This window comes from Cupriavidus sp. USMAA2-4 (assembly GCF_001854305.1).
In the GTDB taxonomy this organism is placed as follows: domain Bacteria; phylum Pseudomonadota; class Gammaproteobacteria; order Burkholderiales; family Burkholderiaceae; genus Cupriavidus; species Cupriavidus malaysiensis.
This window is the reverse complement of sequence record NZ_CP017749.1, coordinates 1,886,951-1,899,196: the sequence shown is the minus strand read 5'-3', so window position 1 is coordinate 1,899,196 and position 12,246 is coordinate 1,886,951. Positions and strand designations below refer to the sequence as shown.

Here is a 12,246-nt window from a genome sequence, read left to right as displayed (position 1 = left end):
AGCACCACACGCTGACGGTACACCTGCACGGCGCGGACAGCTGTTTGCGCGCATCCGTGCAGCTAGACTCTCGCAAGTCGCGTGAGGAGAACATAGGGAGAAACCCGCTTTCCCGCGCGGCCTGCGACGCGCGAAGATCGATGAGGTTCCCGGCGCGCGCGATGATGCGATGCGGCATCGACACGCTCGCCAACGCGGATCAGGATGCCGTGACAACCCGCGCGACAACCAGCGCCCAGCCGAGCACGATGCCGCCATCATTCGGCCATCGATGCGCGACAGCATGCCCTCGACCTTCACCACTTCATTGCGCCCGCGCTGGCGGAAGCGCCAGACGGCGGGAGCATCTTCGTTCAGCCGGTGGAGGATGCAGCGATGCTGCGCCAGGTCCCCAGCGAGGCCACCGGGCGCTACGGCAACGGCACCCTGCCGGACCTGCCGGGCATCGGCTTCGAAGGCAAGGCGGGCCTGCGCCGCGTGATGCAGGCCGTGTCGGGCTGACGCACGCGCCGCCTGGCGCAGACTGCGTTCAGCGCCCGGCCAGCGCCGCCAGCACCGGCAGGTTGCCCTCGCCGAAGCCTTGCGCGCGTCCGTCGCGCTGCACGATCTCGAAAAAGAACTCACCGGCCTCGCGCCTGGCGAAGGCCTGCAGCAAGCGGTCCGGGCTGCCGTCCGCGTGCGATGCGCCGTCGGCCAGGATGCCGTAGCGGCGCAAGGCCGCCAGGTCGAGGCCATGGCCCGGCAGGCGCGCGTCCACGGTATCGTAGTAGGCCGCCGGCGGCTGCACGAACTCGACCCCGCCTTGCGCCAGCGCGGCCGCGCTGGCCAGGATGTCGCCGGTGGCCAGCGCGATGTGCTGGATGCCTTCGCCGTGCTGCTCGGACAGGTAGCCGCGCATCTGGTCATGGCGCTCGGTGCCCTTCTCATAGAGCGGGATGCGGATGCCGCCGCAGGGCGAGACCAGGGCATGTGCCGGGCCGGTGCCGTCGGCCGCGCCCACTGCGCGGAAGCCCAGCACCTTGCGATAGAACTCCAGCCATTCCGCCAGGTGCCCGGGCTCGACCGCCTGGGTCAGGTGGTCCACGCGCGTCAGTCCCGCGCCCGGCGCGCGGGACTGATGCGGCAGGGAGCGGAAGTCCACGTCGTAGATCGAGATGTCGCCGACATCGCCCGCTTGCCCTTCCTTGCCGCGCCAGCGGTCGATGAAGTACAGCACCGACTGGCCGATACCCTGGATGGCGGGGATATTGAGTTCCATCGGCCCGATCGCGCCGCCCTCGAAGGGCCACGCGCCGGCATCCAACGCGCGGGCGAAAGCGCCGGCGGCATCGTCCACGCGCAGGCCGAGCGCGCAGATCGACAAGCCGTACTCGCCGGCATAGCGGGCCGCGAACGAGCCGGGCTCGGCGTCAAGGATGAAATTCATCTCGCCCTGGCGGTACAAGGTCACGGCCTTGTGCCGGTGGCGGGCGATCGCGGCAAAGCCGAAGCGCTCCAGCGTGCGGCCCAGCGCGGCGGGATCGGGCGCGGCGAATTCCACGAATTCATAGCCCTGGATGCCGAGCGGGTTGTCCCAGTGCTGGGGCGCGTCGACGCGCGCGGAAGCGGCCTGTGCGGGGTGCATCGTCATGGTTCCTGTGCGGTGGCGTCGGGGGGGATGGCGGGGTTCGCCCGTGGCGGGCGGCGACGCTCCGCATCTTAGCAACGCGCGTCTGCCCTGCCGCCGCGGCGAGGCCATCCGGCCCACCTCGTGGAAACCCGTACTGCGAATCATCATCGCGCATCTTCGTACGATGATCGCGCAATGTGCCCCTTGAGTTGCTTGGCTGACCCGCGGCCGGCCACTAATCTCCGGTCGTCGCAACCCAACCCGCGGCCGGCACCTCGACAGCAGCCGGCACGCCGCTTCCGGATTCCCGCACATCATGATCAATGGCAAGACCACCGTCATCGCGCATCTCGGCTATCCCACCGAGTCCTTCAAGGCGCCGATGATCTACAACCCCTGGTTCGAACAGCAGGGCATCGACGCCGTGGTGGTCCCGCTGGGGGTGCGGCCGGATGACTACCCGGACGTGTTCCGCGCGCTGTTCCGGCTCAGCAACCTGCGCGGCGCGCTGGTCACCATGCCGCACAAGGTGGCCACGGTCGAACTGGTCGACGAGCTGACCCCGACCGCGCGCATCGCGGGCGCCTGCAATGCCGTGCTGCGGCGCGCCGACGGCACCCTGCTGGGCGACCAGTTCGACGGCGCCGGCTTCGTGCGCGGCCTGCGCCGCAAGGGCGCCCGGCTCGCCGGCGCGCGCGCCATCATCTCGGGCTGCGGCGGCGTGGGCAGCGCCATCGCTGCTTCGCTGGCCGCCGAGGGCGTGACCGAACTGGCCCTCTCCGATACACGCCCGGCCGTCGCCGAGGCGCTTGGCCTGCGCCTCACCGAGCACTATCCGGGCCTGGCCGTGCGCACCGGCTGCGGCGATCCGCACGGCTTCGACATCATCGTCAACGCCACTCCGCTCGGCATGCGCGCCGACGATCCGCTGCCCTTCGACGTCACGCGCATCGCACCGGCGGCGATCGTCGGCGAGGTCGTGATGCGCGCCGAGGTCACCCCGTTCCTGGCCGCCGCCCTGGCGCGCGGCTGCACCGTCCAGGTCGGCACCGACATGCTGTTTGAGATGATCCCGGCCTACCTGGAGTTCTTCGGATTCGGTACCGCCACGCCCGACGCGCTGCGCGCGGTGTCCCGCATCCGCTATTGAGGGCGCCCCCGCCCCCCCCAATCGCCCCGATCGCCCCGATCGCCCCCAAGAAACCCCGCCGAGCGTTGCCATGCGCACGTGACAAAGGCACGCCGGCCAGCCATTCTCATCTACTGGTGGAGACAATCGAATGACCACGACACACAAGGAGCTGCCCATGGCGGCCACCCCGGGCGCCTCGCTCGGCGGCAAGATCCGCGCGGCCTTCGCCGCCGGCAAGGTGCGCTGGGGCATGCTCGCCCTGGTGTTCTTCGCGACCACGCTGAACTACGTCGACCGCGCCGCGCTGGGCGTGCTGCAGCCGGTTCTGGCCAAGGCCATGGCCTGGACCGCGCAGGACTACGCCAACATCAACTTCTGGTTCCAGGTCGGCTATGCCATCGGCTTCGCGCTGCAAGGCCGCTTCATCGACATGGTCGGCGTCAAGCGGGCCTTCGCGCTGGCGGTGCTGCTGTGGAGCATCGCCTGCGGCGCGCATGCCTTCGCGGCCTCCGCGGTGGGCTTCATGATCTGCCGCTTCTTCCTCGGCCTGTCCGAGGCAGCCAATTACCCGGCCTGCGTCAAGACCACGCGCCTGTGGTTCCCGGCGGGTGAGCGCGCCATCGCCACCGGCATCTTCAACGCCGGCACCAATGTCGGCGCCATGCTGACGCCGCTGATGCTGCCGCTGATCCTGGAGGCGTGGGGCTGGCAGGCCGCCTTCCTCGTCATCGCCTCCTTCGGCGCCCTGTGGCTGGTGCTGTGGCTGGTGCGCTACCACAACCCCGACGAGCACCCCACGGTCAGCCAGGCCGAGCTGGCCCACGTCACGCGCGACATCGAGCCCGCCCCGCAGCGCATTCCCTACTCGCGCATCCTGCGCATGCGCGGCACCTGGGCCTTCGCGCTGGCCTACGCCATCACCGCGCCGGTGTTCTGGTTCTACCTGTACTGGCTGCCGCCCTTCCTCAACCAGCAGTACCACCTCGGCATCAGCGTCACCCAGATGGGCATCCCGCTGATCGTCATCTACCTGTGCGCCGACATCGGCAGCGTCGGCGGCGGCGCGCTCTCCTCCTGGCTGATCGCCCGCGGCATGCCGGCAGTGCGCGCACGCCTGCTGTCGATGCTGGCCTTCGCCCTGTGCATCACTTCCATCGTCATGGCCGCCGGCGCCAGCAGCCTGTGGATGGCGGTGGCCGCGATCTCGGTCGCGATCGGCGCTCACCAGGCCTGGACCGCCAATATCTGGAGCCTGGTGATGGATTACACGCCCAAGCACGTGATCAGCTCGGTGTTCGGCTTCGGCGGCATGATCGGCGCCATCGGCGGCATGTTCATGACCCAGCTGGTCGGCTACGTGCTCACCGCCACGCACGACAACTACACGGTGCTCTTCACCATGATCCCCTGCGCCTACTTCATCGCGCTGGCCTGGCTGTTCATCCTCGCCCCGCGCAAGGTGGCCGGCGCCGCCTGACGCCCCGCACCACCGTCCCACCGATCACACCACAAGACTCCGAGACACCAAGCATGAAGAAGACGATGATGGCGCTGCTCGCGCTGGGCGCGGGCAGCGTGCCCGCGGCCGCCCAGACTGCCGGCGGCGTGACCCTCTACGGCCTGATCGACACGGCTGTCCGCTACAGCACCCACGAGGACGCCGCCGGCAACAGCCGCACCCAGCTCGGCGACGGCGCGCTGACCGGCAGCCGCTGGGGCCTGCGCGGCAGCGAAGACCTCGGCGGCGGCACCAAGGCCTGGTTCATCCTCGAATCCGGCTTCTTCCCCGACACCGGCGGCAGCCAGCAGGGCGGCCGCCTGTTCGGCCGCACCGCGGCGGTCGGCCTGGAGGGCGGCTACGGCAAGCTGGCGCTGGGCCGCCAGTACACGCTGGCGCACGAGGTGCTGTCCTCCTACGAGGCCATGGCCTTCGCCAACAACTCCATCGTCGGCTACCAGGGCGGCAACTACACCGGCCTGCGCTACGACAACACCATCAAGTACATCAAGTCCTTCGGCGGGCTGCAGGCGGCGGCGGCCTATACCTTCGGCGAGGTGCCGGGCAGCCTGAAGACCGGCTCGGCCGCGGCCGGCTCGCTGGTCTACGGCTCCGGCCCCTTCGAGGTGGGCGCGGTCTACCAGCAGACGCAGAACGTCACCAGCGCCTACTTCGGCGCGGTGCCGGCCGCGCTGGCCAGCAAGCAGACCGTGTGGGGCCTGGGCGGCACCTGGAAGGCCGCGCGCGCGCAGTACTACCTGGGCTACACCAACAACCGGCTCGACGTGGCCGACTACCGCAACCAGGCCGCCTACGCCGGCGCGCGCTACAACCTGAACGATGCGCTGGCCCTGATCGGCACCGTGCAGTACGACTGGCTGCGCCATGCTGGCCAGGGCGGCAAGCGGCTCACCACCGCCGGCATGCTGATGTACAGCTTCAGCAAGCGCACCGACGTCTACCTGGAAGTGGACTACACCAACCTGCAGGGCCAGTGGATCGCCCTCAACAGCGCGCCGGCCTTCGCCAACAGCGGCAATACCTATGGCAACGGCACCCGCCTGGGCGCGATGGCAGGCATGCGCCACAAGTTCTGACGGCGCGCCGCACCTTCTATCGTCGTTTCATCTGAATCAGGAGATGCCATGCCATCGGTGCTGGTGCTGAACGGTCCCAACCTCAACCTGCTCGGCTCGCGCGAGCCGGCGGTATATGGCAGCGAGTCGCTGGCCGATGTCGAGCGCATCTGCCAGGATGCCGCGCAACGCTTCGGCCTGCGCGCAGCGTGCCGGCAGAGCAACCACGAAGGCGTGCTGATCGACTGGATCCACGAAGCGGGCCGCTTGTACGCGCAAGGCGAAGGGATCGGGGTCGTGCTCAATGCCGGCGCGTTCACGCATACGTCGATCGCCCTGCACGATGCCATCCGCGGCACCGCACTGCCGGTGATCGAGTACCACATCAGCAATGTGCATGCCCGCGAGGCCTTCCGCCACCACTCCTGGGTCTCCCCGGTGGCGCGGGCCGTGATGGTGGGGCTGGGAGTCCAGGGCTACGGCCTGGCGATCGCCGCGCTGGCGCAGCTCGCGGGCGTGGCCGCGCAAGAGGGGAAGTCGCCGGGAATCAACGGAAAATAGACGGAAAATAGACGGGAAATAGACGGATGCCGCCGCGCCCCCGGAGGGGGCCCGGCGCGGCGGACCGGTGGCCCCGGCTAGAGTACCCGCATGATCAGCAGCGCCGTGTCCTGCATCACCTGCAGCACGCGCTCCAGCGCCTGCTCGGCAGTCTCGTCCCCGATCGGCATATTGACCGACAGCGCGGCGATCACCTTGCCGTGGCGATCCCGCAGCGGCACCGCGATGCCGCGCACGCCGGTCTGCAACTGCTGCTCCAGCATGGCATAGCCCCGCTGGCCAGCCTTGCGGATCTCCTCCAGCAGACGGTCGCTCTGCATGATGGTGTAAGGCGTGTAGGGGGCGAGCACGCAGCTCTCCAGCCACTCGCGCACCGCTTCCTCCGGCCGCGAGGCCAGCATCATCACGCCGGCCGAGCCGAGCGGCGCCGGCACCCGCGCGCCCAGCACGAAGCCGGTGCTCATCACGCGGCTGGCGCTGGTGCGGGCGATGAAGACCAGCTCCCAGCCATCGAGCACGCTCAGGTAGGCGGCCTCGCCGAGCTGCGCGGTGATCTGCTGCAGGAAAGGCTGCACCGTGCGTGGCAGGCGCGCCGAATCGAAATAGGACCAGCCCACCTTGAGCACGCGCGGCGTCAGGCTGAACAGCGTGCCGTCGCTGGTGGTGTAGCCCAGGTGCTCCAGCGTCAGCAGGTAGCGCCGCGCGGCCGTGCGCGTGAGGCCGGTGAGCTGCGCCGCCTGCGTGGGCGTGAGGCGCGGATGGTCGTTGTCGAAGGCTTCGAGGATGGCAAGCCCCTTCTCCAGCCCGGCGATCCAGTCGCGCCGGTTCAACGGTTCCTTGTCCATGTGGTTAACCCTGGTAAAGAGCGAATGCCGCTCATTGACGAGCGATTGTCGCACGCCAAGGCGCGAATGGTGATTGTTGGCCGCAGGGATGTTTCCTAATCTTCGGCGCGTGACCCAGCCTTTGTTGACCCCCTTCGCTGCCCCTGCCGCCCCTGCTGAACCTGCCACCCCTGTTTCCCCAGCTGACCGCCATGACCACCGCATCCCGCCCCCTGCCCAAATCCATCGCCACCGTCTCCCTCTCCGGCACGCTGCCGGAAAAGCTGGAGGCCGCCGCGGCCGCCGGCTTCGATGGCGTGGAGATCTTCGAGAACGACCTGCTGCACTTCGGCGGCTCGCCGGCCGAAGTGCGCGGGATCGCGGCCGGGTTGGGCCTGCAGGTCTTCCTCTACCAGCCGCTGCGCGACTTCGAGGCCATGCCGCGCGAGCAGTTCGCGCGCAACCTGGCGCGCGCCGAGCGCAAGTTCGACGTCATGGAGCAGCTCGGCGCCGGCATGGTGCTGGTGTGCAGCAATGTGCAGGAGGCCGCCAGTGACGATCCTGCGCGCGCTGCCGACGACCTGCGCCGGATGGCCGAGGCCGCCGCCCGGCGCGGCCTGCGCGTGGGCTTCGAGGCACTCGCCTGGGGCCGTCACACGCGCCGCTGGCGCGAGGCCTGGCAGATCGTGCGGCAGGCCGATCATCCGGCGCTGGGGCTGGTGCTGGACAGCTTCCATACGCTCGCGCTCGGCGACACCCTCGACGGTCTCGACGCGGTACCGGCCGACAAGCTCTTCTTCGTCCAGCTCGCCGATGCGCCGCGCCTGTCGATGGACGTGCTGTCGTGGAGCCGCCACTACCGCAACTTTCCCGGCCAGGGCGAACTGCCGGTGACCGCTTTCACCAACGCCGTGCTGCGCGCCGGCTATGCCGGGCCGCTCTCGCTGGAGGTCTTCAACGACGGCTTCCGCGCCGCCCCGGCACGGCTGACCGCCGAGGACGGGCTGCGCTCGCTGATCTGGCTGGAATCCGAGGCGGGCGGCGCCGCGCTGCCCGCGCCGCCTGCGCTGGCCGGCGTCGACTTCCTCGAATTCGCCGTCGATGCCGCGGCCGGCCAGGCGCTGGCGCAACGGCTGCAGGCGCTGGGCTTCGCCCATGCGGGCCGGCATCGCAGCAAGGCGGTCGAGCTGTACCGGCAAGGCGACGTCAACCTGATCCTGAACGCCGAGCCAGATACCGCCGCCGCCGGGCATTTCGCCCAGCACGGCCCCTCGGTATGCGCGATCGGCCTCAAGGTCGACGACGCCGGCCGCGCCATGGCGCGCGCCCGCGCGCTGCGCTGCCCGGAGTGGCGCGAGCCCACCGGGCCCGGCGAGCGCACCATCCCGGCGCTGCGCGCGCCCGACGGCATGCTGTTCCACCTGATCGACGACCATGGCGCCGAGCGCAGCATCTACGAAAGCGATTTCGCGCTGGCGGACTGGACCCGTACGGGCGCCGCCCCTGTGGCGGACACTGCCAACGCGGACAGCGGACATGCCGGCCTGGCCGGCGTCGACCACCTGGCGCAGGCGCTGCCGGCCCATCGCTTCGACAGCTTCGTGCTGTTCTACCGCACGGTGTTCGGCATGCAGGCCGAGGCGCTGCACGAAATCGCCGACCCCTACGGTCTCGTGCGCAGCCGCGCCATGGTCAGCGCGGACGGGCGGGTGCGTATCCCCCTCAATGTGTCCGACAGCGGCCTGACCACCACCGGGCGCTGCGTGCAGGCCCACGCCGGCGCGGGCGTCCATCACATCGCCTTCCGCTCCACGGGGATCGAGGGCACGGTGCAGGCCATCGACCGCCGGCGCGCCGGCATGCTGCCGGTGCCCGCCAACTACTACGACGACGTGGCCGCCAGGCTCGCGCTCGACGACACGCTGCTGGCACGGCTGCAGCGCCTGGGCATGCTCTACGACCGCGACGCGCACGGCGACTTCCTGCACGCCTATACGGCGCCCTTCCAGCAGCGCCTCTTCTTCGAGATCGTGCAGCGCGACGGCTACCGCGGCTACGGGGCGGCCAATGCCGCGGTGCGCATGGCCGCGCTGACGCAGCTGGAGCCGGCCTGAGCGGGAGAATGGTGGTGCGGACGGCAGCGCGAGCGCCGACGGGTGGCACAGAATGCTGCCGAGAAAGGCATCCACCAGCCCTCTTTCCATTTCCTCGACCGCCTTGCACAGGGCTGCATCCGTACCGCCGCACCGATCGGGGTCGGCACACCCAGGTGAAACTCACCCGGCGCACGGACGGACGAGCACGCGCAAAGCACGATGCTAGGGAGAGAGGGGACGACGGGGATAGGAAGATTCCGTTTCAGGGCCGCTGCACTTCCGCACAGCATGCAGCGACGCAGACTGGCATGGAGCCCCATCGCTCCATGCGCTGCAGCGTCGCTGCCCCTCAGATCACACCACGCTCGCGCAGCGCGGCGATCTCTTCCGGGCTCTTGCCCAGCACGCCGGACAGCACCGTCTCGGTGTGCTCGCCCAGGCGCGGCGGCGGCGCGTCGTAGCGCACCGGCGTGGCCGACAGCCGCAGCGGGCTCTTGACCGTCGGGCACAGGCCGCCGTCGCTGCGCGTCAGGTCGACCTGCAGTTCGCGGTGGCGTACCTGCGGGTCTTCGAGCACCTGCGCGTAGTCGTTGATCGGCCCGCACGGGATGCCCTCGCGCTCCAGCGCCTCCACCCAGAAGGCGGTGGGCCGGGTACGCATATGGGCCTCCAGCAGGGGGACCAGCGCGTCGCGGTTGACCAGGCGGCCGGGGCCGCTGCGGAAGCGCTCGTCGGCGGCCAGGTCGGGCCGGTCGACGCCGCGGCAGTAGGCCTGCCATTGCCCGTCGTTGCCGGCGGCCACGATCATGTAGCCGTCGGCGGTGGCGAACACGTGGTAGGGCACCATATTGGCGTGGGCATTGCCGAAGCGCCCGGGCACCTTGCCGGTGATGCGCTGGCCGATGATGGGCGTGGCGCCCACCGCGACCGCCGCGTCGAGCAGGGCGATGTCGAGATGCTGGCCTTCGCCGGTGCGCTCGGCATGCCGCAGCGCGCCCAGCACCGCCACCGTGGCATACATGCCGGTGAAGATGTCGACCACGGCCACGCCGACCTTCTGCGGGCCGCCGCCGGGCAGGTCGTCGCGCTCGCCGGTGATGCTCATCAGCCCGCCCAGGCCCTGGAAGATGAAGTCGTAGCCGGGCTTGTGCGCGCTCGGGCCCTGCTGCCCGTAGCCGGTGATCGAGCAGTAGACCAGGGCGGGATTGATGGCCTTGAGGCTGTCGAAGTCCAGCCCGTAGCGCTTCAGGTCGCCGACCTTGTAGTTCTCCAGCACGATGTGCGAGCGCGCCGCGAGTTCGCGCACGATGGCCTGGCCCTCGGCGCTGGCGATGTCCAGCGTGAGCGAGCGCTTGCCGCGGTTGGCGCCGGCGTAGTAGGTGGCGTCCCCGGAGGGATTGCCTTCGCCGTCCGGCAGCCAGGGCGGGCCCCAGGAGCGGGTGTCGTCGCCCACGCGCGGGCGCTCCACCTTGATCACCTCGGCGCCGAGGTCGGCCAGGTTCTGCGCGCACCACGGGCCGGCCAGGATGCGCGACAGGTCGAGCACGCGCACGCCGTCGAGCGCGCGCGCCGTCGATGGAGCGGCGGACGGGGCAGCGGACGGCGCAGCCGCTGCAGTCTTGCCGTCGGCCGCGCTCATGGACGCAACTCCGCCACGCCATGGCTGAGCACAGTCACGTCGCGCGCGGGGATGCGGGCGTCGAACCGCACACGGCCATCGGCCTCGCGCCACATGCGCACCTGCAGCGTTTCGCCGGGGAAGACCGGACGCGAGAAGCGCACGTTCAGCTCGGCCAGGCGATCGCCGTCGCCGTCGGCAAAGGCGTCGAGCAGCGCCCGCGCGGCCACGCCATAGGTGCACAGCCCATGCAGGATGGGGCGCTCGAAGCCGGCCGCGCGCGCCACCGCCGGGTCGGCATGGAGCGGGTTGGGATCGGCGTTCAGGCGATACAGCAGCGCCGCCTGCGGCAGGATGGCGATCTCGCGCACGGCGTCCGGCGCGCGCTCCGGCACGGCCGGCAGCGGCTCGGGCGGGGTATCGCCCTGGCCGAAGCCGCCGTCGGCGCGGCAGAACGTGGTCTGCGCCAGCGTGGCCAGGGCCTCGCCGGTGGCGTCATCGACCAGCGTGCGCTCGGTGATCACCAGCGCGCCCTTGCCGGCGCCCTTGTCGATCACGTGCGAGACATGGGCGCGCGCACGCACGGTGCCGGCCGCCGGCAGCGGCCGGTGCAGGCGCAGGCGCTGCTCGCCGTGCACCACCTTGACCCAGTCGATGCCGGTCTCGGGGTTCTGCATCCAGAAGCCGGGATAGGCCAGCACCACGGCCTGCGTGGGGAAGGCCTTGAGGCCGTCCTCGTACACATAGCGGAGCTGGCGCGCGTCGACCGGGTCCTCCCCCAGCCCCAGGCCCAGCGCGTAGAAGATGGAGTCCTTCGCGGCGTAGCTCTGGCGGATCTCAGGGAAGGCCCAGTGCTTGATGCGGGCGTAGTCGAGCGCCATCTCAGATCGGGTCCCAGTTGATCACGTCGGGCGAGCGCTCCAGCTTGAAGAAGCTGTTGCGCATCGCCGGCAGCGCGATCTCGGCGATCGACTCCGGGGTCCAGCCTTCCGACAGGTGCACCGAGCGCACCGGGCGCGGCTGGCTCATCAGCATGATCTCGTTGGCGCGCACGGCGAAGATCTGCGCATTGACCTCGCGCGCGGCGTCGCTGGCCAGGAACACCGCCATCGGCGCCACCTTGCCGGCTTCCATCTTCTGCAGCTTGGCCACGCGCGCCTTCTCTTCCGGCGTCTCCGACGGGATCGAGCTGGTCATGCGGCTCCAGGCGAACGGCGCGATGCAGTTCGAACGCACGTTGAAGCGCGCCATGTCCAGCGCGATCGACTTCGACAGCGCGGCGATGCCCAGCTTGGCCGCCGAGTAGTTGGCCTGGCCCAGGTTGCCGATCAGGCCCGAGGTCGAGGTCATGTGCACGTAGGCGCCGCTCTCCTGGTCCTTGAAGTAGTTGGCGGCGGCACGGCTGACGAAGAAGGTGCCGTTCAGGTGCACGTCGATCACGGCGCGCCACTCTTCCTCGTTCATCTTGAAGAACATGCGGTCGCGCAGGTTGCCGGCGTTGTTGACCACGGCATCGATGCGGCCGAAGTTGTCGAGCGCGCACTGCACGATGGCGTTGGCGCCGTTCCAGCTCGACACGCTGTCGGTATTGGCCACGGCCTCGCCGCCAGCGGCGCGGATCTCCTCGACCACGCGTTCGGCGGGGCCCTTGTCGCCGCCCTCGCCGGTCAGCGACACGCCCAGGTCGTTGACCACCACCTTGGCGCCGGCCGCCGCCAGTTCCAGCGCGATGCCGCGCCCGATGCCACCGCCCGCGCCGGTCACCAGCGCCACCTTGCCTGCCATCAGTCCACTCATTGCTTCCACTCCTGTCGAATACACGGGTTCGGGTT

General features: G+C 70.1%; 11 protein-coding genes. 6 read left to right on the top strand and 5 right to left on the bottom strand.

Going from position 1 to position 12,246, the window contains the following annotated elements; translation table 11 throughout:
- The first annotated feature begins 375 nt into the window (after nucleotides 1-375).
- Nucleotides 376-501 carry a hypothetical protein gene (locus tag BKK79_RS42000; RefSeq protein WP_257786835.1) on the top strand — a complete coding sequence of 42 codons (126 nt, stop codon included), beginning with the start codon at nucleotides 376-378 and terminating at the stop codon, nucleotides 499-501.
- 28 nt (nucleotides 502-529) lie between these two features.
- Here the strand turns inward: BKK79_RS42000 and BKK79_RS28455 are convergent, their stop codons facing one another.
- Nucleotides 530-1,624, bottom strand: a complete 1,095-nt coding sequence (locus tag BKK79_RS28455; protein ID WP_071039491.1) for a 4-hydroxyphenylpyruvate dioxygenase family protein — start codon at nucleotides 1,622-1,624, stop codon at nucleotides 530-532.
- Nucleotides 1,625-1,925: 301 nt separating this feature from the next.
- On the opposite strand from BKK79_RS28455, the gene BKK79_RS28450 reads away from it, so the two are divergent.
- The 4 genes from BKK79_RS28450 (at nucleotide 1,926) to aroQ (ending at nucleotide 5,876) form a co-directional block, all read left to right on the top strand.
- Nucleotides 1,926-2,759, top strand: coding sequence for a shikimate dehydrogenase family protein (locus BKK79_RS28450; RefSeq protein ID WP_071016721.1), 834 nt, complete (start codon nucleotides 1,926-1,928; stop codon nucleotides 2,757-2,759).
- A 130-nt stretch (nucleotides 2,760-2,889) separates the two neighbouring features.
- A complete protein-coding gene (locus BKK79_RS28445) occupies nucleotides 2,890-4,218 on the top strand; it encodes an MFS transporter (RefSeq protein ID WP_071039490.1) in 1,329 nt (442 codons plus the stop codon).
- Nucleotides 4,219-4,271: 53 nt separating this feature from the next.
- A complete protein-coding gene (locus BKK79_RS28440; protein ID WP_071039489.1) occupies nucleotides 4,272-5,336 on the top strand; it encodes a porin in 1,065 nt (354 codons plus the stop codon).
- 48 nt (nucleotides 5,337-5,384) lie between these two features.
- The gene (gene aroQ, locus BKK79_RS28435; protein ID WP_071039488.1) at nucleotides 5,385-5,876 is read left to right on the top strand and encodes a type II 3-dehydroquinate dehydratase; all 492 of its coding nucleotides are present in this window, start codon (nucleotides 5,385-5,387) and stop codon (nucleotides 5,874-5,876) included.
- Nucleotides 5,877-5,953: 77 nt separating this feature from the next.
- Here aroQ and BKK79_RS28430 read toward each other — a convergent pair whose 3' ends face one another.
- Complete coding sequence (locus tag BKK79_RS28430) at nucleotides 5,954-6,721, bottom strand: IclR family transcriptional regulator domain-containing protein (RefSeq protein ID WP_071016729.1); 768 nt, start codon at nucleotides 6,719-6,721, stop codon at nucleotides 5,954-5,956.
- Between the two features lie 191 nt (nucleotides 6,722-6,912).
- Here BKK79_RS28430 and BKK79_RS28425 point away from each other — a divergent pair, with 191 nt between their 5' ends.
- Nucleotides 6,913-8,814 (top strand): bifunctional sugar phosphate isomerase/epimerase/4-hydroxyphenylpyruvate dioxygenase family protein, encoded by a 1,902-nt coding sequence (locus BKK79_RS28425; RefSeq protein ID WP_071039487.1) that lies wholly within the window; start codon nucleotides 6,913-6,915, stop codon nucleotides 8,812-8,814.
- A gap of 331 nt (nucleotides 8,815-9,145) precedes the next feature.
- On the opposite strand, the gene BKK79_RS28420 is transcribed toward BKK79_RS28425, so the two are convergent.
- From BKK79_RS28420 to BKK79_RS28410, 3 genes are read right to left on the bottom strand one after another with little or no spacing between them, the layout of a single operon-like run.
- On the bottom strand, nucleotides 9,146-10,435 hold the full coding sequence (locus BKK79_RS28420) for a CaiB/BaiF CoA transferase family protein (protein WP_084085277.1): 1,290 nt from the start codon (nucleotides 10,433-10,435) through the stop codon (nucleotides 9,146-9,148).
- Nucleotides 10,432-11,295 carry a MaoC/PaaZ C-terminal domain-containing protein gene (locus tag BKK79_RS28415; RefSeq protein ID WP_071039486.1) on the bottom strand — a complete coding sequence of 288 codons (864 nt, stop codon included), beginning with the start codon at nucleotides 11,293-11,295 and terminating at the stop codon, nucleotides 10,432-10,434. The genes BKK79_RS28420 and BKK79_RS28415 overlap by 4 nt, the downstream gene beginning before the upstream one ends.
- Nucleotide 11,296: 1 nt before the next feature.
- On the bottom strand, nucleotides 11,297-12,211 hold the full coding sequence (locus BKK79_RS28410; RefSeq protein ID WP_071016737.1) for an SDR family NAD(P)-dependent oxidoreductase: 915 nt from the start codon (nucleotides 12,209-12,211) through the stop codon (nucleotides 11,297-11,299).
- Nucleotides 12,212-12,246 lie beyond the last annotated feature (35 nt).